A 24,393-nucleotide genomic window follows, 5' to 3' on the forward strand; every position below is an offset into this window, starting at 1 on the left:
TCTCATGCGCAACGCCAATCCTGCCTTCCGGTCCGCTCGGTCACGTGCCCGAAATGCCCGGTCACGTTCCCGAAATCGCCGGTCACCATCCCGAAACGGCCGGTCACGTTCGTCCGAAATACGCATCGCGCAGCTATACGCGTCATCGCGGCTATACATTAACTTCTTCCAGCCTTCGTTCAAGCTGAAGTCCAAGACGCGCGACGGCGCACGCGTGCACAAGGTCTACTTCGCGGCGGCGACGCCGTGCGATCGGCTTGTGGCGCACGACAGCGTCGAACCGGCTATCAAGGAAAAGCTGCAGGCACAGTTCAACAGTCTCGACCCTGTGCGACTGTTGCAGGAGATGCGAACGGCCCAGCAGACATTGAGCGAGTTCGCGGCCCACGGTGTGCGCGCTGAAGCAGCGCCAGCTGGCGAATCAGACGTTGCTGTCTTCCTCGCGAGCCTGTCTTCGGCATGGAAGGAAGGGGAAGCACGTCCGACACACCGGAAGCAACCCAAAACAAAGCACTGGTGGAAAACCCGGGTGGATCCGTTCGCCGATGCGTGGCCGGCTATCGAAGGGTGGCTGATCGCCGAACCCGCTGTGTCGGCCAATGAATTGATGGACCGGTTGGCGACGATGGTTCCGGACGCCTATGCAAGCAAGGCGCAACTACGAACGCTGCAGCGCCGGGTCAAGGCATGGCGCGCCGAGCGCGTGAAAGAGATGGTGCTCGGTAGCTTGCGCAAGTCCGCCGAGACGCCAGTTGAAGTGTGAGCTGCAGAAAAGTTGAAAGTCAGCGGGGGCCGGGCGCTTCGCGCCCGGCAAACCACGAAAGAAAAGAAGAAGGAAAGCGAAACGACAACAATCCGTCGGGTAACATTCCTTCGTGAGGCAACACGCGGAACCCCCGAAGATGACGCAACGACCTGCGTCAGCGCGTCACTCAGCAGTACGACCGGGAGGAGGCTGGTAGACGGAGCTTGCTGCTCGGCGAGATATCGCCGCCGCCAGGTGTACAGCATGTTCGCGTTGATGCCATTCTCACGGGCCAGTCTCGCGACCGAGACGCCCGGCTCACACGCTGCTGCCGCCAGCCGGTCCCGAAGCTCCCGTGGGTAATTCGGACGGCCTGCTCGACTTCCATGCTTCTTCTCTGGAGACTCTGACAAAGTGATGTCCATCAAATCGCAAATGATGGACATCACTTTGCTGTGTATCGCAGCAACCGCCTACGACGGTGGGGACGAGCCGCTTACTGATAAGGTGGAAATGCGCGATTTGCATTGCTCCACAATGCACCTTTTGGCGCGAGAAGATAACGAGCGCAGTCGTTCAGGCCGATTGCCGCCCCGAACGCCCCAGCGCCCAGCAAGTAAGTATTAATAAGGTTGGTCCGCGCCGTGTCTCTATGCAAATGAACAGGTATAAGCCTATTAAATTTTTCAAAAAGTCGCCGCTCAAGCTTTGTAGACGACCCGCTCGTTAGTCGATTGTATTTTGGCGTGATCTTGGCTTGGAGCAGCAGTGCGCGTTCGGATAACAAGGTCCCATTCGTCTCTTCCTTCCTGACAATCAATAAAAGGTCGGCAAGTTCGCAGTTCGCCAACTTACCCGCTGAGTCAGTGAAAGTCGTCTGAGGGGTCCCATCCACCCAAATAGATTCTGTTTGTACTACGAGACCCGGACTCTGCGCGGCAACGCGGGCTGCAAGCACAGATAGTGACGAGCGCCCGTGAAGGAATTTTAAAGCCTCTCTTTCCCGTCCATGAGGTAGAAGACCTGCCACTTGTTGAGTGTGCAGTCGATTCCAGTTGATCCATCCAAAGTGCGCCACAAGCTCTTCCGGTTATCATCTGCGTTGCAAAAGCCATCACTTTAACGAAAGAATGGCCCAAGGAAAACGTTTGGCCTTGAAGGCCGCAGTACCCCAAAAATATCTCGATCGGCAGGAGCGGACATGCCTAAGCCCTAGTACAGCAAGGCGAAGCCGACGAAGGTTCGCGGGGAAATCTGTTTGAACGACGTGCCCGAACCTCCCGAGGACCGCACGCTGACCATTCTTCAATAAGGAAATCGATGCTTGTCTACAAATACGTCCCCAACGAGCGTTTTTTCGAAAACTTTATGTTTCGCTTTACCCCTGCCGAAGACCTCAACGATATGCGCGAACTGGTTCCTGATATCCGTCTGAGAGACCCTCTTGGTTATGACAAACACATCGTGAACAGGAACATACAGCACACGTACTTGAAGCTCCAGATTGCGCACCCGCACTTGACTTCTGAGGAAGTGTGGCAGATGTGCCGCCAGCTAACAGACGAGCATATGCAGCGGTTCGACGCTGACGCCAAGAGGGAAGAGATCTTCGATATGTTTATGACAGTCACGAATGCAAACGTGGGCGTATTGTCGCTGACAGATGATCCCCAGAACGAAGTAATGTGGGGGAACTACGCTGATAGCAACCGCGGATTCGCTATCGGGCTTGACTCTGAAAGCGATTTCTTCCAACTAAAGCCGGACGATCCTCGAAATTGTGGCGAGCTAATGAATGTCTTGTATAGGAAGGTCTGCACAACCCGCCTTTGCCACGTTACCTTTTACATCGAGCGCAGCCTCGGGCCTTCAGAATTTTGCTGTTGAGTTGATTGCCACGGTTTTTCCGCACGCCGGAGCGCTCCAACCAGACATATGACCTTTTATCGGCCCGGTGTTTCAAGCGTTGCGCAAAGCTCTACGCGCCATCCATAAATTGCCCAAAGCAAACAGCGTGGTGATCTGGGCGGTGTTCTTCATCAAACCACGATAGCGGGTCTTCACGTAACCGAACTGTCGCTTGAGGATGCGAAACGGGTGTTCGACCTTGGCCCGAATACCCGCCTTCAGGCGTTCGATCTGATTGTAGATCGCGTCCAACGGATCACTCAGATCCAGTTTCCTGCGCTTTGCCGGTCGCATTGCCACATGCCAATGAACCGCGTCGGTCTTACAACGTGTTTCGATACCCTGATAACCGGCATCCGCGTACACATCCGTTTCTTCGCCATGCAGCAACGCTTGGGCGATGGTGATGTCGTGAACATTGGCCGCCGTTCCGATGACCGTATGGACCAGGCCCGAGTCGGCGTCTACGCCGACATGCATTTTCATCCCGAAGTACCAGTTGCCACCCTTCTGCGTCGATTGCATTTCCGGATCGCGCGTGCCGGAGCCATTCTTTGTGGAACTGGGCGCGGCAATCAGGGTGGCGTCGACTGCCGACCCAGCCCTAAGCATTAGGCCTTTCTCCGTGAGGATTTCATTGACCAGTGCCAGCATTTGCACCGCCAGTCCGTGCGTTTCCAGCAGGTGGCGGAACCGGAGAATCGTGCTTTCATCCGGCAAGCGAACCATCCCGCCGTCGAGACCCGCGAACTCGCGATAAAGCGGTACGTCATAGAGCGCCTCTTCCATAGCAGGGTCCGACAGACCAAACCATTGCTGCATGAAATGAATCTGCAGCATCGTTGCAATCGGGAACGGCGGCCGACCGGTTCTTCCCGTGGGATAGTGCGGCTCGATCAGCGCAATCAGCTTCGACCACGGCACAACGCGTCGCATCTCATCGAGAAATTCCCGCTTGCGCGTGCGCTTCGTCGACAGATCCAGACCAAGACCAAGCTGCGTCATCATCTTGCTCCTTACCTCATTCGCTCTGCTTCCAGGATAGCTCAGCAACAACGCAATGCCAGGACTTTTGCAGACCTTCCTATACCGAGACTACTCCGGTCGTCTACGTGGAGCCGGGAAAAAAATTGGATATCCCTAGAGAAGTCTACTTCACAAAGACGCCGCGGTGGGCATATGAACGTGAATGGCGCATGATCAAGTACTTGGTACAAGCTGACGAAACGCGTGACGTCAACGGGACTAAAATCCACCTTTTTTCCGTTCCCGTAAATGCAGTGAAAGAAGTCATCTTTGGATCAAAGGTCAGCCCTAACGTTGCAAACAAAGTCGAAGGTATTGTTCGTGCGTGTGCACCTCACGTTGAGTTGAAGAACGTCAGTTTCACTCTAGGCGCAGGTTTCAAAGTTTCGGTTCGATAATAGTAACTGCTCTTACCACCATCGGCGGTCGCGCCGAGAAATCGCTCTTCACTGCGGCCGCATTGCGAATGTTGATATTGCGCTTGCAGTGATGAGATACCTCTCGCTAGACGCGACGAAGCGACATTAGTCGCAGTTCCACACCAAAGGGAGTCAAAATGTCAACGGAGCCGCATGCCTCGCAGGCCGAATGGCGCCCGAACAACCGCTATATTTTCTTAAACCGTCCTTGATGTGACTTCGGACGAACGGCAGCACTGGGTCGATCGCGTCAACCACGACCGCAATTGAACGGGCCGATGCAAGCCAGGGCCTTCGATGGGTAAACCGCAGATAGTCTTCGTTTGGACTGGTTTCCGTCTCGTCGAACACGAGAAACTGCACCCGCGGGTCTTAGCACTTTTGCGAACTCCGGCGGTTCGTTGCTCCCGCGGATGCCCTGCAACCAACAGCACGTTATCGTTGGCACGTGAATCCGACGTATTAGCGAAGTCCGCCCCCAACGATGACGCCGTCGTTGCACCGCTGTTCTGTCTGCCGGACCTTGCGACGTACGCTACTGAAATCTTTGATCGCGGGTGATGGCGCGAAATAAGGCAGGTTCTGTTGGCCAATCATTGCCCGGCCTGCGGGAGTCTCATGATCAGCCGGCTTCATCTGCTCACCAGCCGTCAGGCGGGTTGTGCGAAAGCAGCCGTGAGGTACTGCGCCCCACTCACGCCCCGCCTTTCGCGTTACTACCATAGCGGGTCTGCCAGCGCGCCGGGTCGCCACGGCCGTGCAGAAAATACAGGCAGGCGAGCGTGACGGGTGCGATGAAAATCGCATATCCCCAGCACAGCGCCATGATACCCGCCTTCACGACGAGCAGCACCAGCAACGGTACTGCCACGACCGTGCGTCCGAACAGAAAACCTGCGACACACTCAAAGGCAAAACGCGCATAGGGATACAGCAGCGAGTTCACGACCAGCAGGCAGATCATCCAGAACGGAAGATGCGTAGGGTGCTCGATAAACACGCGCGCTATCACCGCCGGGATGATCAGTCCAAACAGAAATTGCCGCACGTAATACTCGCGCGACAGGCCACCGAAAGTTCTTTCAAGCACGGGATGCATCGCATGCCTCTCTCTTCTGCAGGGAACGCTTCAATCATATTAGTACACACGCGCCGAATGTCCATAGCTGTCTCGTCACGCAAAACGGCTTTCCGTATCTGACGCGAAAGTGGCATTGCACTGAATGCCGACCAACCGGATCTGATGGCGAAATCCTCCCGGAGCGTGGCGTGGCGGGCACCGTTCTGTATCCAGGAGAATCGACCGCCGGCTCGACAACCGAGGCCCGACCACTACGCCACAGGATCCGGTTCACGGCCCGTCAACCGAGCGCCTCGCTTCCTGCTGGCATACGGGCATTGGAAACGGTTGTGGCCGCAAGACACCCCGTCGGAATATGCCTTCTCTCCTGGCGAAAATGCCCTCATGGTCTATGCTGCTACCGTGTATCACCGACCGGGGTACTGCCATGTGGAAGTGCATCCGTTGCCATCAATCGATCCCTGCAAACCGGGTTGATCCTGCTATCGACGATTTCGGGATCTACTTTATCTGCCCGCTTTGCATGCGGCGAAACACGCTCGAAAGCCTCGGGATCCAGCGAGGGGCGTTGGTCCTTCGTCAGACCGGAAACTGACTCCGGCAAGACGGATTTTCCCTGCCAGGTGCGCCACGCGCGCTACGGTCCCAGTTACTGGAAAGAGGTCGTGCAGTTCGTCCTCGGGTGTCGCGCAAGCCGTTCGAATGCCCAATGGCGCACGGCCTCTGGCTTTGCACCGGTCCGGCCGCGCCTGAGCTTGATACTTTCCTGAATCCAGTCCCACGTCCCACGTCATTACTCGCTTGCTTACGACCGGTTTGCGCGCGGGTGCAATCTTCGCGGCACGCGCATCCAGGTCCGCAAATTCCGCCACCGCCGCGACAATCGAATCGGAAGGCGCGGAGCAAACTCCCCTATACGAACAGCCCCCTTCCGTCTCGCCTGCCAAAGCATCCGCCACCCGCTGCCACATACCCTTGCTTCGCCAGTTAGCGCCGCAAGCGCTGGGGACGAACTTACCGTTGGCAGCTTGACGCTCACGACCGAAAGCGGAATTCCCGCGGCTTCCGAATCGTCGTGCCATCCGCTGCGCTACAAGGACCGTCCACTGGGGTCACCGCTGATTTGAACTCAAGTCTGTATCCCGGTGTGGCGTTTCTGCTGCTACCGGTACCATTAACCGCCAACACGCTATGCACCGTAGTTTTCAGCGATGCACGTGACGATACCCCAATCAATTCAACATGGAGTTTCACCACCGGAGCGAACCAGGTCCGTACTGGACTGCGGTGACCAAAGCGTACGGCTGTTCGCGGGCGCCTTTTCAGCGTACCGTTTTAATGCCCTCCCTGATTGCAGGTACCTAAAAATTGTTCGCTTTTCTGGATATTGGCCACTCCATTAGTGACAGTGCAAATATCCGTTTCTACGTCCCCGCACGACTGATCGAGGTTGGGCCCGAACTGAAACGTATTCGCGCTCGTCTGGGTGAATTCGCCGTCGAACAGTCTCAGGCTGATGCCCAGGGAGGCAGCGCAGGTTTGATCTAATGGGATTGCGGGTGGCGGAGGCGTGTTCGCCGGTGGTGGTGGCGGAGGCGGTGGGGGTGCCGGCACCCCGCAGGTGTATGCCCCGTTCGGTTGCTGCATCCAGATCGCCGGCGGCACACAATTCGGTGAAATCGGCACTGGCGCGCTGATATAGCCCATCACCCCGTTTGGCCCCGTTGCCCATACCTGCGCGCATACAACCGTTGGCGCCAGTATGGCAAGGAGTACCGCACCAGGATAGATCGCTGAAAGTCGTCCGGCCATTGCTTCTTCTCCTTCTATTCATCACTGAACTGACATTGAGTGTCAATCTCAGCGCTTAGGCGCAGCGCACTTCCGGTATATCCGGTCCCGTTCGCATCAATCAACGTGAACTGCGTGTACCACCACGTTCCATGAGCAATTGGCCGCTCCCGAATTCAGATTCAACGTATTCGTGGTTACGCTCAGGCCATTTACATCGTCACTCGCAACGACGTTGCCGGACCGATCGACAGAAAACAGTTGTGCGGTCCACGCGCTGTGCACCGGACGAAATGACCCATTTACCCCTTCCACGTATACGCGTTGTCCGTTGGCCCCGGTGAGCCCCAAGGTCTCGCCCTCTCCTACCGTGTTGTAACGACCCGCCCAGGAAATTCAATTTTGGTGGACACCTTTCCCGGACATCTCATCCCCTGCAGGCAGGGCGTCGTTAATCGATCGCATACATTCAAACCCTCCCCGCCCCGAACGAACGAACCGCTTCTAGTGACATTGTCCCGAACCTCCAGCCGGAGATGCCTGGAGGAAGTTGATGCTCCCGCTCGCGGGATCGACGCCACAAACCACGTAATAGACGTCACCCGTGCTGTCGCCACAATTGCCTGTCGCGTATCCGGGGCCAACCGCCGACCAGTACCACGCTGCATCTGCGGGCAGTTTCACGATCTCCGAGCTTCCCTCCAGATGGAAATCCGTGTAGCCCGACACTCCCTGCACAGCGAGAGTGCAGATTTCCAGAAGCGACTGGCCCGGATTTACGGGAGGCGGTGGTGGTGGCGGCGGCGGCGGTGGGGACCCGCATGTGTAATGCCCGCCGCTAAGCGTCCATATCAATGGAGCGTTACAATTCGGCGCGACAGGATTAGGTGTACTGACATAACCCATCTGTCCATCGGGCGTGCTACCGTACACCTGTGCGCGCACCGGCGCCGACAGGAACGCGAAACAGCATCCTGCAATGGCACCTATCGAAAGAAGCGTCAATCTGCCCTTCATAATCAATCCGCCTTTCATCGATTGCCTCTACAAAAAGCGTTGCGTTGCTGCGCACGCGTCGGCACAGCCGCAAACGCTCGCAGGTTTGCCTGCACCGCCCGCCATATGCGGTTCATGTGTTTGCGTACTGGCATTGCGTATCCACCTCCGCGCTCAGGTTCAGGTTGCCGCCCGAATACGCGTTGCCATACGGGTCGTAGAGCGTGATCTGCACGTACCACCACGTCCCTTCATCAACGAGGCGGTATATGGTGCTTTCCCACGGTGGATCGGCCGCCACGTTCTCGCCTGTCGTTTGAGGAATGATCGCCGCCGTCGCTGTTCCTCCCGTGCAGGTCGGCTTGCCGACAGCACCGCCATCGGGCTCGTTCAGGTATCTGGCAGCGGTGAGCACATTGCCGATCATCTGGCTCGCGAGCACCCAGTTGCCCCACTGGTTGCAGATATAGAGAACGTTGTCGCCCCGCACCGTTGCCTGGCCCCAGGCGCAAGTCGCCGGTGCTGTATTGAAATTCAGTATCGGCGCGCTGACCGTACCGCTCGCGTTGATGTTGTTGACCTCACTCAGATCCGCCGGACCCGCTCCGCCCGGCGTCTGGATATACAGCCCGCCCGGCTGGCGCACCGCCGCGTTTGCGGTGTCGCCATAGAACTGCGCCGCGCCCACGTTCAGGCTGCCGCTCGGACCTCCGGCGAGGATCGCCTGGTCGCCCTGTACCGTCGCGGCGCCCGTAATGTTATGAGCTGTGCCACCGCTATCGGTCATGCCGAGATCCGTCTGCATCGCATTCAGCTGCGGTTGACCTGGTATCTGTACACGGTACAGGTAGCTGCCATTGGCCTGCGCTCCGGTAAATGCAAGCAGCGAGGCGAGATGTCCACTGCCCGGATTCGTATAACCCACAAGCGGCACACGCCATCCGCCATAGGCACCGTAGGCGTTCGCCGTGCTCATCGTCGTGTCGCCCCCCTGGTTTGCATACGGTACGAATCCGCCCTGCGCCCCCGCCTGCGCCGCGATCTGCACCAGTTCCTTCGTGTCCGAAATCGCGCGGCCTCCTTGCGAGGTCACCAGCGACTGCAACTGGCCCGCTACCGGCTGCAACACCTGCAGCAGCCAGGTCTGTCCGAACAGGTTCGTCGGCGAAAAGCCCGCCGGCAGATAGCCTGCCGACACGAGCATCTGCGGTGTGATGGTCGCCGGCGTTGCGGCGGTCGCCGTCTGCGCAATGACGGCACTGTTGTCCTGCACATACTGCTGCGCAGCCTTGTCAACGAGCAACAGTTGCCCCGCCGCCGCCGCGGTCTGCACATTGGTTACGCCGACGCGTGCCCACGCTGCAAAGCCTGCTGCGCCCAGCACCGACAGCGCGAGCGCGACGATGTAACCGACGATGGCGTCCATCGGGCGCCCTTCACTGCTCGACCAGGGTCCAGGCGAGCAGCGCGCCCGGCGTCAACGTCGCCGGAACATCCACTGCAACACCCGTCACCAGATCGAACGCCAGTCCGGCCTCCTCCACCCTCAGCCAGGCCGCACTGCCCTGCGTGTCACTCATCACCTGTCCGGCGGCGCCCGGCACGGCCGGTACCACCGCATAGACATTGCGCCCGCCTGTCGCTCCCGCCGTCGTGATGCAGCCAGCGCCGACGGGGGCGATCACGCCTGCGGGCAGTGGCACGGGGAGCGTCGCCGCGATCACGCCCGGCGCCTCGAGTGCCGCCTCGACGCATGCGCCGGCAAAGACCTCTGCTCGATGCGCCGACACGGTGGCGGCGCTCTGCATGCGACCGGCCACGCCCGCGCCGGGCAGCGCCTCTGCAAACCCGGCCGCCTGCGCGGCGAGTCCCACAAAGAACAGGACCGCCACTAGCGGCAGAATCATGAAAGTCATGGTTGCCTCTTCAGTTGCCTTGATATTCCTGTAGTAGTCCTAAATCTCAGGCTCATTGAAAAGTCACCGTAATGCTGAGCCCGGCTGCACACGCGTTCGCGGCCGACACCGAGTCCGGGGGGGTGGCCTGCGTGAAGGTCGTCCCCCCGACCGCGAGACTCACGTAGTCCTTCAGGCCCGTCACAACGTTCGTGCATTGATCGGCCGTCTCGGAGCCTCCGCCGCCAACGGTTAGCACGCCTTCAGTCGCATTGCCGTCGGATGTGAGCGACACGTTGTTGCCCCACGGATCCACAACCGTGCCGTTGCGCACCATGTCGCCGGGGAAAATGCCCGCCGTGATGAGCGCGCCTTCATTGCCCGTCGTAAAGCTCGTGTATCCGTCACTGCCCTGCGCCGACTGGGCACGCGCCTGCGTGATGATCTGCGCGATGTCGCCTGACAGCTGGCTTGCCTTGCTACCCGAAAACCCCTTGTACGCCGCGTAACTGACTCCCGAGAGCGCCAGCAGCCCCAGCACAATCGCCACAATCCTGCCCAGAATCCCGTCCATGACCCTCTCCTCTGAAATGACGTACGTGCGCGTCCATGCCTGTCAGAACGCCCCCATCGACGACGCGAGAATCGATGAGATTGAATTGGCGCCGAGCTGCAGCACGACGAACGACAGAAACATCAGCCCGGAGAAGGCGGCCGAGACCACCATCGCCCTGACCATCAGGCGCCGCTCGAGCACGTCCGCATACCCGCGTGCGACCTGTTCAATCTTTTGGGGAAAGTCAGCGAACCCGACGTACGCGCCGATCTCGTCAATCAGGTCCTCAGACGGGAATCCGTAGCCCGACAGACGCATGGCGGCCGCCATGTCCAGTCCGTTTCTCAGACCCGCCACGACCGGGCGCAACCGAGATGCAAGCCACGGCGAGGCGGTGCGGATCTGGCCTGCCAGCGCCTCGCTATCCGTCACGCCCGCGCGCAGCAACGTGACAAATGACAGCAGCCACGCGAAGCCCGTCACTTCCCGATAGACCGTGTACGGGAAGACGTGCGCGTCCAGGCGGCGCCGTCCCGCAATACCTGCCTCGCCGGTCCAGCGCGGCAGCGACCCGATCACCGCCGCAATGACGCCGGCAAGCAGCGCGACGCCCATCGGCGCAAACCAGCCGGCGGCAACCTGCCCCATCACATAGAGCGCGTACGCCCAGCCCGTCCAGCGCTCGCGCGGCAGTACCGTAGCGAACTGCGGGACCACAAACGCGCCGATAAAAAAGAGCACCGCATAGAGCGTCACGAGGTACACCGCGGGCGCAAACAGGCTCGCCAAGAGCCTTCGGCGGATGCGCGCCATGCGCTCACGCGTCTCCAGAACAAGCTGCATGGCCTGGGGCAGTTGCCCTGCCCGCTCGCCCGATCCGAGCACCGCGTATTCGAGATCCGTGAGACTTCCCGCCATGGCCACCATCAGGGTCTTGCCGTCGCGGACCTTGCGGTAGATGTCGTGCGCGCTCGCTGCGGCCTTCGCCCGGCCCCGACGCTGCAGCCGGTCCCGAAAATCCACCAGCACCTCGGTGAGCGTGCGGCCGTTTTCGATCTGGCTCGATGCCTGCTCGTACAGCAGACGCCGCATGCGCCACGAGAGGCCCGCGCTCACAGCTCGGCTCCGGCGAATGGGATGTCGTCCACACTGCGCTGCACGTCCCGTGGGTCGACCACACCGGCCAGCACCAGGTCCATCGCATGCGCGATCATCGGCCGATCCACACCAGGCTTGCGACGGTGGTTGCGGCGCGCCGTGAGTACGCCCTGCGTGACGCAGTCACTCATGAACTGCTCGTCGGTCAGCACGATCTCCGCGACTGCCCGCTTGCCGGTCGTCGCGTCGCCGTCACAGTGCGTGCAACCGCGCCCGCGTACACGCATCGCGGAGACGTTGCCCCACGAATGCAGCGCCTGCACCATGTACGCGGGCAGCGTATCCACCGCGGTCGCCAGTGGCCGGCTGCAGTGGGGACACAGGCGCGGCACGAGGCGCTGCGCGATGAGCCCGACGAGCAGTTCGTGGTCGCACACCACCTTGCGGGCAAGCCGTACGTGATCGAGCGTCTCCAGCCGGTCAACCGTCTTGTACGGGTCCGTCACGTGCAGCGTCGTCCACACGAAGTGCCCGGTCATCGCCGCCTGCACGGCGGCAATCGCCTCCTCCGCCGCGCGCAGCTCACTGAGCAGCAGGATGTCGGGATCCATCCGCAGCGCCATGCGCAGCATCGCGGAGAACTTCTCGCTTTCCGTCGAGAGCTGGATCGCCCACGGCATCGGATATTCCGGCGGATTCTCGATCGTGACCTGGCGCACCTGCGGGAAGAGCCGCGCCTGGTGCCGCATGCACTCGTACAGCGTCGTCGTCTTGCCGCTGCCGGTCGGCCCCGTCACGGCGACGATGCCCATGGGTCGCCGCACGAGCCGCTCGATGAGTTCCACCTGGACTGGCGTGTAACCCATCTCCAGGAGCCGCAGGTGGCCCGACGGAGCCGTTGGCGCACGCGTCTGCATCACGGGGCGGTGAGCCCGTACACGGGTCGTCTGCTGTCCGTACTGCAGCCGCGCCACCATGAAGCCACCGCCCGCTTCCACCGGATAGGCCGGCCCGCGGATGATCCGCACGCCCGAGAGGCCCGAATCGGGCAACGCCTCGCCGCTGATCTGCGCGTCCTGGAAGTCGAGCGGGTTGTAGGTGGACTGCTTGACCGTCGACAGGCCCGTGTAAGTGGCACGCACCAGCGCTTCACCCTCTTCCCGGCGCATGCTCAGGTTCGTGACAACCTTCAGGTCTCCCTTCACGCGGATCTGCACCTGCGCATGCGTGTCGCGCACGAGCATGTGGATGTCGCTTGCGCCCATCGCCGCGCTGTCGGTAAAGATCCTGCGTGCGAGGTTCAGCGTGTTCAGGTTCCGCTCGTCGGCAACGCTCCCCGCCGCCTCGTCGTGTCGCAGGCTCGCCAGCTCCTGGGCCGTCACTGTGTGGATGGCCGGCGCCACGCCCGCGTGGTGCAGATCCTCCAGCCAGGTCAGGAAAAGTGGGTTGCCCGCATGTCGCGCATCGATGTGGACCGTGAACGGGTAGGCCTGCGTGATCTGCTGCACCTGCTCTGGCGTAAGCACGCCCGCCTCGACCGCGACCTCCCCGAGCGGCATGCCGCTCTCTGTCTGGCGTCGCGAGAGCGTGCGGATCTGCGTTGAGGTGAGCAGACCAAGGGCCATCGCACCACGCGCAAACGGATGCCCGTCCGTCTCCCCGTACACGACATGCGGCTGCAGGGCGAGTGGCGGCTCGCGCAAGGAAGGCAGAACGGGTGACGCGCTGCGTGCGAAACCGGACAGAACTCCCGGACGCCGACCGGACAGCACCTGTGCGACAGCGGCGAACGGGTTCATGGCTGCCCCCCGTTCGCGAACGCTCCACCCGCGAACTTTCCATCCTTGCCCGCCAGCGCACCCCGTCCGGGGACAGCAGCGCCGGCTGCCTCCTGCCACGCATACAGCGTGGCCGAGACCGTCCACTGCAACGTGCCGAAATCAAAGTCGACCCGGTTGATGCGCAAGCCCGGGACTGCATCGAACGCGTTCCCCAAATCCGGCCACGGCGGCGAATCCAGCGTAAGGCGGTAGGCCGTCGCGCTCCACGCATTGACCGCGGGCACTCGCCCTGGCGTCGCACCGGGCAGCACGGCCACGGTAGGCGCGCTCTCAGGCTCGAGCCTCAGTCCGTATGTCTGGGCGAAGGACCAGACCGCGCGGCGCGCATCGGCCGCATGCAGCAGTACTTCGGGCGCGACCTCAAACGACACGTCGACCAGCGTCGAGGCACTGGCATGCTGCGCGTCTGGCGCGAGCACGCCTGGTGCGGCATTCGCCAGCCCACCGCTACGGGTCCAGGAAGTCGTCAGCCGCAGCCCTTGCGCCTCGTGAGCCTGGAGCTCACAACGCCACCGCGTGAGCGTCCATCCCGCGGTGGCGAGCGGCTGAACCTGCCACGCGTTGCCGCAACTGCCCAGAACCGCCGAAGGCCTCGGTTCATGCCTCCACGGCGCCGCTTCAGGTACTGGCGCGCGGGCTGCAAGCGCATGCTGACGCGCCAGCCACGCCCGCTGCGCGATCGCGCGTTCATGACCCCGCCACGTCGCCAGCGCGACGCCGATGCCCAACACGAACGCGACGGCCAGCAGGACCGGTGTTCCCTGCCCGCGCCGCATATCGCGCAGGACAGACGTCACCGGCACCGTCATTGCCATCTCGCACAGGTCGTCAATCGACCCTTCGATGGGTATCCATTCGCCGTAAGCCAGATGGCGCTGCCGTACCCGCGAGATTTCCTCAAGCGTGCCTACCTGGTCGCCATCGGGCAGGACCTCCTGCGCGTCACGCACCGCGATGTACCAGTACTGGTTCTCAGCGAGCCGGTAGACACCCATCCAGGGCTGCGGGCGCAGGTCAGCGACAACCGCCGCGAGTGCGTGCATCCCTTTGCCGCTTTCCATGCCGTCCGGGGTGTCGCACAATCCCACCTGTACAGTGCCGGCGCTCGTTTTACGGATGACCGCCCACCGCCCCTTCGCCGCCGCAAGCGCATGTAACGACCCGCGGCCTGGCACCGACTCCTCGTGCCGCCAGGACAGGCCGACGGCGAACGAGCCCTTCACGCCAGGAAGCTTCACGATCGCCGCCATGTCAGAGCCCCACCCTGCGGGCCTGGCCACGCCGGCTGAGTTCGACACTCGTGCCGTCGATGTGCACCACCCGCCACCCGCCGTCGAGCACGTCCCCTTCGCTCACGGCGATGCCGCGTCCCCCCGTCTGGAGCATGGCCACGTAGTGGCCCTCCCACGCCGCGACCGACAGGAGCCCCAGGTCATCGGCCCCATCCATCTGCTGCTCCGGCGCGCCGGCCGCGGCGTGCGCGCCTGTCACCTGCGTCGCAGGGCGCGCTGGCTGGGTGGGCTGGGTGGACTGCCCGGCAGCCGCCGCGGTCGCGATGTCGGCCTGCAGCTTCGCGATCTCGGCCCGGGCCCTGAGTACCGGAATTTCCCTTTGCAGCGCGGCCAGTTCATCCGTCACTGACGGCGCGGTACTGCCTACGTTGCCAGCACCTGCTGGCAACGCCTGTACAGCCGCGGAAGGGATGGAAGGCGTGGAAGCCCGCGCATCTGTACCTGCAGCACAGGCTTCGTGGGCAGCTACCGGCAATAGCACCATCAGCAACGCCGCGAACCACTTCGTATTGGCGAAAATCATCTTGGGCCCCTTCACAGCAGACGCGCGGAGATGACGACTGCGATGATCGTGTCGCCCGTCTGCGCATCCACGCCTCCGCCGAGCAACGCCATATACGGCGATCCGATGCCGTTGTTCGTCACGCTGTCGGACTGCTGACGCATGCCGGTCAGTACCAGTGTTTCTCCGGGCCTCAGGCTCACCGACTGCTCGAAGCGCGTGATCTGCATCGTCGGTAGCTGCACGCTCGAGGCACCCGTGCCCGTGCCGGACGTGAAGGTCTGCAGACCCAGCAGATCGGAGAGCGTCATGTCGAAGGCAATCAGGATCCGGTCGCCAACGAGCCGTGGGAGGAAGCTGCTCGTAAATCCGGGCACGAGCGTCGCCGTCTGCATGGAGGTGGACGATCCAACGCTCGTGGCGAGCGTGGTCTGCGTCGAGGCGACATAGCCCTGCTGCTTCGCCGCCTGCAGCGCAAGCAGCTTGCCGTTCTGTGTCACCCCTGAGCGCGCCACCAGTTGCGAGACATTGCCCAGTGTCGAGAGCGCCTGCAGCGCGACCTGTGTGCCACCCAGCCGGCCACCCAGGATGCTCGCGCCGAGCGTCATCGGCGACGCGTTGCTGCTCACAAGGGGAATGGAGGCACCCGTCACCGTCACGCCCGTGTGGCCGCCCGCGCTCTGATAGGCGAGGCCCAGGTTGACGCCGTAGTTGTCTTCCTGGTTCAGCTGCACCTGATAGACGTGCACGTCGATCGCGATCTGCCGGTTGAAGATCGCATTGAGTCCCTTGATCCACGCGGCAATCCGGTCGCACTGCGGCGGCGTTCCCGTCACGGTCACGACGTCCAGGTTGCTGTCCGCCACGACCTGCGCGCCGGGCCCGGCAATCGCGAGCGCAGTCTTCTCCAGATTCGCCCAGGGACTCGCCTGCACCGACAGCCTGATCGTCTGGCCACCGCTGCCTGACGAGCTGCTGTCAGATCCTCCGCCCAGCGTGAACGTGCCGCCCGACCCGCCCCCTGCGGAAGACTGCGGGCCGGACGCGCTGCCCGAGCCCTGCCCGCTATCCGAGTCCCCCGTCGAGATCGACCCCGACATGCTGGAGGCATCGGGCAGACTCGGGACGGTAAAGGTGCGCGTCTCCGTCCGGTAAAAGCTGAGGATGCCGTCCCGGTAGTGCGACCACACGCCAAAGCGCGTGTCCACCACGTCGAGAAATCCGCGCAACGTGCCCTCATAACGTAAGGGGCGTGATACCGGCGCCATCGTCTGGGCCGCCATCGGCACCGGGAGTGCATCCAGACGGGTCGCCAGACCCTGCGGCAGGACCGGAAGTTGCGCCAGCGGCCCTGTTAGCCCGTCAGGGCGCACACCAGACTGTCCCGGCTGTGCCACGACCGTTGCGCTCGTCCGCAGGCCGCCGCCCGGCCGCAAAAGGGACGCCGAGGACGCCGCCGACGACTGTGCCGATGCGTCGACCACCGCCCGCACACCAACGCTTTGCGCGATCCAGTCAGCCACGTTTTCAAGCGACGGCGCGCTATCGTTGAACACCACATGCGTATCGAAGATCGCCGGTTGCGGCTCGTTGGCGGCGAGCTTTTGCCCCATCAGCCACGCCCCTTCGTGGACGCTCACGACGGGGCGCGAAGCCGGCTGACTCGCCGCCGTCGAGCGGGCATCAGCACCAATCTGCGCCTCTTCCCGGTGTGTCCCGGGAATCGCACATCCGCCGAGCACACAGGCCGCGGCGAGCGCCGCCGCACCAGCCGATCGTGCACACAGAAGGAGGTTCATTCGTCCTCTCCTGCAACGTGAACGACCAGCGTGCGGTTGCCCATGTAAAGATCAGCACGAATGTCCGCGCCATCGAGCGCCAGCGCCTCAATCACCTGCCGGGCGGCATCAGCAAATGGCCCCGCGTAGCGCTGCCCGCCCGGCACCACCCAGTCATCGGGCGACGTCCACACAACGGTCCAGCCTGCGTCCGTCGCCCAGCTTTGGAGTTGTGCCTGAAGCGACTGCCCGGCCTGCAATGCGAAGCCCGGCTCTGACGCTGCCGATACGGCCGTCACGGGTACCGGCTGCTTCGCGTCCACCGTGATGGATGACCGTGCGCCGGACGGTTCGCGCCGGCCGGCAGTCGCAGCGCTTGCGTGGCCTCGGTCGTGTCGGCCGCTGTCGTGCTGCCGGTGCATTCGGCAACGGGCCTGCGCAGACGGGGCCGGCGCCGCAGCGGCCGCATATGACGCTCCGTTTGGTGCGGGAGGTGCCGGAGGTGCGGCAGGGGCGGCGGCTGTACAGCCCGCCGCATGCATGTCCGCCGGGGAGCGGGCGTTCGCATGAGAAACTGCGCAGATCCACAGCGTCGCCAGGACGAGGTGGGTGAGGGTCGCTGTCGCGTGGGCCATGACCATGCCCCCTACCAACGCGCAGGCGCATTGGCCGGCGCGGACTGGCGAACCAGTACGCCATACACCGCATCGGCATATCGAAGCTGCCCGTCGGGGCTCGACGCGTTGTACGCGCCGACCGCCTTCCACGTCGCCCCGAAACGCACAACGTTGGACTCGATGATCCATGCACCGACATAGGCATTGACACACGGATCGAGCAGGTCATGCGCCGCGATGCCGTAGCGCTTCAGCACGGGTAGCCAGCCCGAATTGATCTGCATGAGACCGATGTCGAGGCTACCGTTCGCGTTGCGATGAACGGCGTCGCTGCGCATCGCCGACTCGTGCTGTGCAACCGCGCGCAACAGCACGGGCGGTACCCCTTCGCCTGCAGCCGCGTCATCCATGCAGTCCGCGTGTACCGGGCACGAAAGCGCAAGCACAACTGCCGGCGCCAACCCGATACGCGCCGCGCGCGACCACCTGCTGCACCACGTCTTCCAGACGCTACCCACTGCCGTATTCATCACTCACTGCCTCCATCGGTAATGCGCCGAAGCACCGATGTCGTTTTCGTGGTGACAAAAAGAAAACCCGCGAGGCCATCAGGCCCGGCGGGTTCGACTGCTTTCGTTCTCGATCAGATAAGGACTACATAGAAACAGATTCTGTAGAACGGCCCATCACTCCGTACTGTTCTCTCACCTCGATTTCATCGGTGCTTCGGGCCGCTAACGCGTACTCGGTCGTGCATCGCACGTTGACCGGACCAGATTGTGTAGTGCCACTCTAGGCGAGGTTTTCTACGCTTGCAAGTACGTGCCGGGCGCAACAACGCGCAACCAGATTCCCCAGCGTTCCCAGGCGTTCCCCGCTATTCCAGAAAATATTTTTAGTCACGAAGCACTCACGTCAGTGCAGCGCGCCGGTTGGAGTCCAGGATCGAAATGGCGTGTCGGGTGGGATCGGATTTTCATACGCCGGCACTGCGCCGCCGGCGTGCCCGTCATGTCTGCAGAGAAGGTCGCGCGACAAGCAGGGGGTTGACCGGGACTCGTCAATATCTGAAGCTTCAGATATTGACGATTACCTACAGCGCCAGATTAGCCGAAGCGACGGTCGGAACGTTGCTCATAGCATGCGACTCCGGCCGTCGTGTTGCGCATAATCAGAAGTCCGCGAGGAACGCCATGACTTTGTCCGTCGCATGAAGGCGGGCGTACACTGCCCGGTGGGCTATAGCCGACTCGGTGCTTCTTCCTTGTGTGTAAGATCTGCTTCCATGTAGATGTGCGTCGTGTCAACGCTCTCATGGCCCAGCCACAACGCGATGACACGGATGTCGATGCCTGCCTGCATCGCATGCCGGATAACGTGAGGCGTTACGCGTTTCGTAGCCAGCCCCGGACAGTCGTGCATCGCACACGTAACAGCTTTCTTCCAGACGTAGTCAATGCCATTGCGAGTCAGCCTCTCGCCGCGATAGTTGGTGAACAGCAGTGCCGCCGTCCTCCAATCCCGCTCGCGTATCCATTTCCTGAGCGCGTCGGCAGTTTTGGTCCACAGCGGCACGCATCTCTCCGTCCTTTGCCGTGCAGATGCAAGAAACTGCTGCGACTGCGGGATTCGACCTGATTACGCTCGAGAGTGGTAAACGTCTCGATGTGGCAATTGTCCATCGGACTGCCCGTTCGGCTGAGGTCGAAGCAGATCACTTGAACATTTACGACGCTCACGAGCCACGCGCCGATCTCGCCGTCAAACATTGAAAGCCGTAGACCGGACGAAAATGTCAACGCTCACATCTCAACGAGAACATGAAAAATCCCCCGAGCGCTTAAGCGTCACGCCTCGCAGTTCGTCATCAACATAGCGGCGGATTGAGGCGCGCAAAGCCTTCCTGCCGTCGATAGGGAAAATAGGGATACGGGGCCGTTACCTTGCTTGCGGCATCAAGCGTCGACATCTGTTCCGCGGTTAAAGTCCATCCCACCGCGCCCAGATTTTGAATGAGCTGTTCTTCATTCCTCGCGCCGACAATGACGGAAGAGACGGTCGGACGTTGTATCAGCCAATTGATCGCGACTTGCGGCACGGTTTTACGTGTTTCTTCCGCGACGACTTCAAGAGCGTCCACTACCCGATAGAGATGCTCGTCTTCCACGGGCGGCCCGAAGGAGGCCGTCGCATGCAAACGGCTGCCCTCCGGCAATGACTGCCCGCGCCGAACCTTACCGGTGAGTCGCCCCCACCCAAGCGGGCTCCAGACCAAAGCACCCAGTCCCTGATCTGCGGCCATTGGCATCAACTCCCATTCATAGTCCCGGCCCAGCAGCGAATAGTAAACCTGATGTGCGACGTAACGGTTCCAGCCATTACGTTCCGAGACGCTGAGCGACTTCATGACCTGCCAGCCGGAAAAGTTTGATACGCCCGTGTACCTTAGCTTACCTTCCCGTACCAACTGGTCGAGCGTGAAGACCACCTCGTCTACGGGCGTGCTCGCATCGAAGGCATGCAACTGGAGGAGGTCGATGTAATCCGTTTGCAGACGCTTGAGTGCGTCGTCGACTGACCTGATGATCCGCATGCGCGAGGATCCTGCGTCGTTCGGACCATCACCCATTGGAAGGCTCATCTTCGTGGACAGCAGGACTGCCTGCCGGCGCCCCTTGATCGCCTCGCCAAGTACGGTTTCGGACGCACCGTTCGAATAGACGTCGGCGGTATCGAACATGTTGACGCCCGCCTCCAGACAGATATCCACGAGACGACGGGCTTCGTCGCCTTCAGTTGTGCCCCACGCCCCGAACAGCGGGCCGGTGCCCCCGAAGGTCCCTGCACCGAAACTCAGTACGGGCACCTTCAGGCCCGATGCTCCAAGTTGACGATATTCCATATGTTTCTCCTTGTTGATAGGGTTTGCAGAATAGGAACAGTTAGCTGTAGAGGAGCATGTCCAGATCAATCGCGTTTGCCATTGCGCGATTGCCCTCGTCGCCAGGATGAAGGTGGTCGCCTCCGTCATAGCGTGCCAGGAGATGCCCCGGGCGCTGTGGGTCCTCAAGCAGACGATCGAAGTCAATCGTCGCATCGAACGTCCCGCTATCGCGTATCCACGCATTGATCCGGCAGCGCAACTCGTTTTTTTCTGTGCTGTAGTAAGTGGCTGCCATAGGGGTATCGGGAAGTGCACCCGCAAAAGGCGGAAGCGTGCAGCCGATCACGCGGATATTGGCGGCATGCGCGTGCGCGACCAACACGCGATAGCCCACAACCATACGGTCAAATGTCATTGGGGCCTCGCCCAGAGAAAAGGGCGTACCCGGCCAGGCGATGTCGTTGATGCCGACAAGAAGAATGAGTGCCCGGACGTCCGGCTGAGCGATCACGTCGCGGTCGATCCTTGCGAGTGCGTTCGCACACATCCCGTCACTGAGCAAACGCGCTCCGGAGATGCCGCCATTCACGACCGAGAGGCCTCTTTGCGCTGCTCTGCCGACCAGAAAATCCGGCCAGCGTACTTCCCGGTCGATGGTCGCACTGGCACCATCCGTGATTGAATCTCCGAATGCGACAACGACTCCGCGCGAATCGATCGCCTCGACAAGAAGTCCGGCGAGGAAGAGTCTGCGCTCGGTGGTCGCGCTCGCCGCTGGCGAAACGACCGAGAGCTGATCGCCGGGCAAAACGTAGCCCGTGCGACGCCCATCCCAGTGAAAACTACCAATCTCGGGCGCCTCGACGATCCGTATGGAAATGGCAATGTCGTCACTTTCCATCACGGCCAAAGCGATTGGGTCGCTCGTAAGATTCGCGCCAGGCGGAACGACGGCAGATCCTCGCCCTCCAAACGTTACGGCCCTGTCCCGGCTTGCATCGATCTGTGCGCCCCGCACCGAGGGAGCGACATGCACTGCGTCCAGTCGCACCGCTTTTTCCCCGTACCTGTTACTCATCACGATCCGGATTCGAGTGCCCGGGTACCCTACGCGGACGATTTGCCGTATGGTGACGTCGCGCAGATCAGCCGGAAGGTCGGCCGCGAGCGGGTATTCGTCGGCCCATACGGGTTGTGGGCTGGCGATCCATGCGGGGATCCATCGATTATTCGACATCGCCGGCCCGGCGGCTCTGGTTACATCAATACTGTCACTCATACGAATTGCTTCTCCATGCTTGGTGGGGGCAGGCGTACAGCAATTGCCGCGACAGCTATTGCGCACAGTGGAAAGATCGCCGCGAACCAGGTAATGGAGAACAGTCCCACCCGATCTAAAGCCAGTCCACCGGCCCACGCACCAATGGCGTTGCCGAGGTTAAAGGCAGCGATATTGAAACTCGATGCCAGACCCTCTCCTGCACCTTGCGCGTTTCGAAGTACCCACATCTGAAGCGGCGCCACCGTCGAAAAAGCCGCGAATCCAAGGGCCACCATCGTGAACAGGGCTCCGGCTCTCGAACCGAGGAGCGGGCCACTGGCAAGCAAAACGACGAGCAGAAGCGCCAGTACGCCAAAAATGGCAGGAATCAATGCACGATCTGCCAGCCGGCCGCCTGCAAGGTTGCCGATCACCAGACCGCCTCCGAACAGGAGCAAGATCGACGAAATTGCCTGCTCGCTGAAGCCACTGATCTGCGTGAGAATCGGCGCGATATAGGTGAAGACCGCAAACACCCCGGCGTAACCCAGCACAGTCGTAGCGAGCCCCAGCAATACCGCCGGTCGTGCAAGCGCTCGAAGGTCAGCGCCCAGATCGAAATTCACGACGCTGTCGCGATCCCTCGGAATCAGCCATGCGATGACTACGAAAGCAACGCCCCCGATCGCGGCCACGATCCAGAAGGTGGCCCGCCATCCGGCATGTTGTCCGATCCAGGTTCCGAACGGGACACCAAGAATATTTGCGACGGTTAGCCCGGTAAACATAATGGCGATTGCCGATGCGCGGCGTTCAGGTTCCACGAGCCGTGTTGCCACAACGGAGCCGACCCCGAAAAAAGTGCCATGTGCAAACGCGGTCAGAACACGCGCGGCCATCATGAGCCCATAGGTTGGCGCAGTTGCACAGGCAATGTTGCCGATGACGAAGATCACCATCATGGTCAATAACGTGCGCTTATGGGGCCAACGCGCGGTCGCAACCGTAATCAACGGAGCGCCCACCACGACACCAAGAGCGTAGCCGGATATAAGCAGGCCCGCTGCACTCGTAGAGACAGCAAAACTGGCCCCGACTTCGGGTAACAATCCCATAATGATGAATTCGGTAACGCCAATCCCGAAAGCCCCGACCGTGAGAGAAAGGAGAGATATAGGAAGTTTTAACATGCAATTAACTCTGTAAATTTCATAAAATGACGGCGAAATTCAGACTGCAAATATTATTTCCTCCATTTCTATTGCGGGGAAGCCTGGAAAAAGCGAGCGCGATGCGGACGTACAAAGCACAGCTCGCTCCTCATGCGAAAGCGGTGGCGACTCGAGAGATAGCCATGCCCACATTCATGCGGGCTGCGAGCCGGCCGTCCATTCGAGGAAACAGGCACGCTCTCTTACCCGGTCGGGATATTCGGCGCGGACTACATGAAACTGCTTATAGACCGGCACCCATTTCCAAAGGGACGGGAAATTTGCGTAATGTGAACAGGCCTTCGATCGCCCCCCAGGGCAAACAGGGCTCTCCAGAAATATGCAGGCTAAAAATCTCTTGAAACGACTTCAGAATATTATCCAATCCCCCGGTACGGGCGGTTTCCATCAATACCGCTTTGATTATCTGCATGGACGTGTAAAGCTTAACACGCCACCATGATCAATTCGATTCGCATAGTCTTGCGATTCTAAATTCTATCTTTTTGACAAGCCCATTATAATCACAGGCAGTTCTATAATATTAGATCCTCCGTGGGCACAAGAACTATGAACAAAAGACTGGGAATGCGACTCGAGTCGAACCGAACCGACGAGATGGTGGTGTTCACGAGTGTCGTCGAACACGGCGACTTTTCTCAAGCGGGGCGTGTGCTCGGCTTGTCCCCGTCCGGGGTCAGCAAGTTAATGACCCGGCTCGAGCGCAGACTTGGCGTCGCGCTTTTGCGTCGCTCGACCCGCCACATCGGTCTCACGCTCGAGGGCGAACTGTTCCACACCCGTGTGCTTCGCATCCTTGCCGATATCGAAGTCGCGGAACACGAGGCAAGCGGCACGAAGCTCGCGTCAGGTCGCATACGTGTAAGCAGTTCGGCAAGCTATGTCGCGCATATGTTGGCGGATATCCTGCCGAAGTTTCTGAGCCAGTATCACGAGGTCAGCATCGACATTACCCAGAGTGATATGGTGGTTGACCTGCTTAAAGAAGGCACAGACATCGCGATTCGTGCGGGCGAACTCCCGGCATCCAATCTGATCGCTCGTTCACTGGGGAATACGCGCCTGATTGTGGTTGCGTCTCCTCTATGGATCGAGCAGCATGGGATGCCGGCGAGTGTGGAAGATCTCGTTGCGGTCGATCGACTGGGATTCGCCTATGAGCGTGCCGGTGGAGAGTGGCTTCGGCCCACCGAGTCTATCCTCGAACGGGTAAGAGTGAGTGATGGAGAAGGAATCCGGCGACTGGCGTTAGCAGGTGTGGCGCCTGCGCGGATTGCTGAATTTACTATCAGGAAGGATCTTGCCGCAGGCCGTCTTGTGCCGTTGTTACCCGACTTGCTTCCGGTAAAGCGTGAACCTTTTCACGCCGTCTACGCTGGCAAGTCCAGCCAACTCCCCGCGCGTATCCGCGTGTTCCTGGACTACCTTACCGCTGAAGGTCGGGTCGAATGAAGACAGGCACGACAAAGCG

General features: G+C 61.1%; 22 protein-coding genes and 1 pseudogene. 4 read left to right on the forward strand and 19 right to left on the reverse strand.

Going from position 1 to position 24,393, the window contains the following annotated elements; genetic code table 11:
- Positions 1-183, reverse strand: a 183-nt coding sequence (locus FQ755_RS37840; protein WP_222105776.1) for a hypothetical protein, incomplete at its 3' end; no start/stop codon positions are given.
- Between the two features lie 31 nt (positions 184-214).
- Here FQ755_RS37840 and FQ755_RS23105 point away from each other — a divergent pair.
- The gene (locus FQ755_RS23105; protein WP_260858808.1) at positions 215-763 is read left to right on the forward strand and encodes a hypothetical protein; all 549 of its coding nucleotides are present in this window, start codon (positions 215-217) and stop codon (positions 761-763) included.
- Between the two features lie 110 nt (positions 764-873).
- Here the strand turns inward: FQ755_RS23105 and tnpA are convergent.
- Positions 874-1,191 (reverse strand): annotated as a pseudogene (gene tnpA, locus FQ755_RS23110) (IS66-like element accessory protein TnpA); the annotation flags it as partial.
- A 50-nt stretch (positions 1,192-1,241) separates the two neighbouring features.
- Positions 1,242-1,823 carry a hypothetical protein gene (locus FQ755_RS23115; protein WP_144157343.1) on the reverse strand — a complete coding sequence of 194 codons (582 nt, stop codon included), beginning with the start codon at positions 1,821-1,823 and terminating at the stop codon, positions 1,242-1,244.
- A gap of 242 nt (positions 1,824-2,065) precedes the next feature.
- Here FQ755_RS23115 and FQ755_RS23120 point away from each other — a divergent pair, with 242 nt between their 5' ends.
- The gene (locus tag FQ755_RS23120; RefSeq protein ID WP_144157344.1) at positions 2,066-2,632 is read left to right on the forward strand and encodes a DUF2971 domain-containing protein; all 567 of its coding nucleotides are present in this window, start codon (positions 2,066-2,068) and stop codon (positions 2,630-2,632) included.
- Positions 2,633-2,704: 72 nt separating this feature from the next.
- On the opposite strand, the gene FQ755_RS23125 is transcribed toward FQ755_RS23120, so the two are convergent.
- Complete coding sequence (locus FQ755_RS23125; protein ID WP_144157383.1) at positions 2,705-3,658, reverse strand: IS5 family transposase; 954 nt, start codon at positions 3,656-3,658, stop codon at positions 2,705-2,707.
- A gap of 191 nt (positions 3,659-3,849) precedes the next feature.
- Here FQ755_RS23125 and FQ755_RS23130 point away from each other — a divergent pair, with 191 nt between their 5' ends.
- Positions 3,850-4,077 (forward strand): hypothetical protein, encoded by a 228-nt coding sequence (locus tag FQ755_RS23130; RefSeq protein ID WP_144157345.1) that lies wholly within the window; start codon positions 3,850-3,852, stop codon positions 4,075-4,077.
- Between the two features lie 715 nt (positions 4,078-4,792).
- On the opposite strand, the gene FQ755_RS23135 is transcribed toward FQ755_RS23130, so the two are convergent.
- The 15 genes from FQ755_RS23135 to FQ755_RS23205 form a co-directional block, all read right to left on the reverse strand.
- Entirely contained in the window at positions 4,793-5,197 is a 405-nt protein-coding gene (locus FQ755_RS23135) for a hypothetical protein (RefSeq protein ID WP_144157346.1), read from the reverse strand.
- Between the two features lie 2,902 nt (positions 5,198-8,099).
- Entirely contained in the window at positions 8,100-9,392 is a 1,293-nt protein-coding gene (gene pilV / locus FQ755_RS23140; protein WP_144157347.1) for a shufflon system plasmid conjugative transfer pilus tip adhesin PilV, read from the reverse strand.
- A 10-nt stretch (positions 9,393-9,402) separates the two neighbouring features.
- A complete protein-coding gene (locus tag FQ755_RS23145; protein WP_144157348.1) occupies positions 9,403-9,882 on the reverse strand; it encodes a hypothetical protein in 480 nt (159 codons plus the stop codon).
- 52 nt (positions 9,883-9,934) lie between these two features.
- Complete coding sequence (locus FQ755_RS23150) at positions 9,935-10,435, reverse strand: type 4 pilus major pilin (RefSeq protein WP_144157349.1); 501 nt, start codon at positions 10,433-10,435, stop codon at positions 9,935-9,937.
- 42 nt (positions 10,436-10,477) lie between these two features.
- Positions 10,478-11,533 (reverse strand): type II secretion system F family protein, encoded by a 1,056-nt coding sequence (locus FQ755_RS23155; RefSeq protein ID WP_260858809.1) that lies wholly within the window; start codon positions 11,531-11,533, stop codon positions 10,478-10,480.
- Complete coding sequence (locus FQ755_RS23160) at positions 11,530-13,314, reverse strand: GspE/PulE family protein (RefSeq protein ID WP_260858810.1); 1,785 nt, start codon at positions 13,312-13,314, stop codon at positions 11,530-11,532. Before FQ755_RS23160 ends, FQ755_RS23155 begins: the two co-directional genes overlap by 4 nt.
- Positions 13,311-14,606, reverse strand: a complete 1,296-nt coding sequence (pilO2, locus tag FQ755_RS23165; protein ID WP_144157350.1) for a type 4b pilus protein PilO2 — start codon at positions 14,604-14,606, stop codon at positions 13,311-13,313. Before pilO2 ends, FQ755_RS23160 begins: the two co-directional genes overlap by 4 nt.
- Before the next feature lies 1 nt (position 14,607).
- Positions 14,608-15,171, reverse strand: coding sequence for a type IV pilus biogenesis protein PilP (gene pilP / locus FQ755_RS23170; RefSeq protein WP_144157351.1), 564 nt, complete (start codon positions 15,169-15,171; stop codon positions 14,608-14,610).
- 11 nt (positions 15,172-15,182) lie between these two features.
- Positions 15,183-16,949 (reverse strand): secretin N-terminal domain-containing protein, encoded by a 1,767-nt coding sequence (locus FQ755_RS23175; RefSeq protein WP_144157352.1) that lies wholly within the window; start codon positions 16,947-16,949, stop codon positions 15,183-15,185.
- The gene (locus tag FQ755_RS23180; protein ID WP_186308631.1) at positions 16,946-17,227 is read right to left on the reverse strand and encodes a toxin co-regulated pilus biosynthesis Q family protein; all 282 of its coding nucleotides are present in this window, start codon (positions 17,225-17,227) and stop codon (positions 16,946-16,948) included. Before FQ755_RS23180 ends, FQ755_RS23175 begins: the two co-directional genes overlap by 4 nt.
- 347 nt (positions 17,228-17,574) lie before the next feature.
- The gene (locus FQ755_RS23185) at positions 17,575-17,955 is read right to left on the reverse strand and encodes a lytic transglycosylase domain-containing protein (protein WP_260858811.1); all 381 of its coding nucleotides are present in this window, start codon (positions 17,953-17,955) and stop codon (positions 17,575-17,577) included.
- An 829-nt stretch (positions 17,956-18,784) separates the two neighbouring features.
- Positions 18,785-19,120: a tyrosine-type recombinase/integrase gene (locus FQ755_RS23190; RefSeq protein WP_186308632.1), complete on the reverse strand. Its 336-nt coding sequence runs from the start codon at positions 19,118-19,120 to the stop codon at positions 18,785-18,787.
- Between the two features lie 292 nt (positions 19,121-19,412).
- A complete protein-coding gene (locus FQ755_RS23195; protein ID WP_144157356.1) occupies positions 19,413-20,447 on the reverse strand; it encodes an aldo/keto reductase in 1,035 nt (344 codons plus the stop codon).
- Between the two features lie 40 nt (positions 20,448-20,487).
- Positions 20,488-21,708 (reverse strand): SGNH/GDSL hydrolase family protein, encoded by a 1,221-nt coding sequence (locus FQ755_RS23200; RefSeq protein WP_222105774.1) that lies wholly within the window; start codon positions 21,706-21,708, stop codon positions 20,488-20,490.
- The gene (locus tag FQ755_RS23205) at positions 21,705-22,880 is read right to left on the reverse strand and encodes an MFS transporter (protein WP_144157357.1); all 1,176 of its coding nucleotides are present in this window, start codon (positions 22,878-22,880) and stop codon (positions 21,705-21,707) included. The genes FQ755_RS23200 and FQ755_RS23205 overlap by 4 nt, the downstream gene beginning before the upstream one ends.
- A gap of 591 nt (positions 22,881-23,471) precedes the next feature.
- Between FQ755_RS23205 and FQ755_RS23210 the strand changes: the two genes are divergently transcribed.
- Positions 23,472-24,374: a LysR family transcriptional regulator gene (locus FQ755_RS23210; RefSeq protein WP_222105775.1), complete on the forward strand. Its 903-nt coding sequence runs from the start codon at positions 23,472-23,474 to the stop codon at positions 24,372-24,374.
- Positions 24,375-24,393: the final 19 nt, after the last annotated feature.

This window comes from Paraburkholderia sp. BCC1885 (assembly GCF_900996235.1).
Classification (GTDB): Bacteria; Pseudomonadota; Gammaproteobacteria; order Burkholderiales; family Burkholderiaceae; genus Paraburkholderia.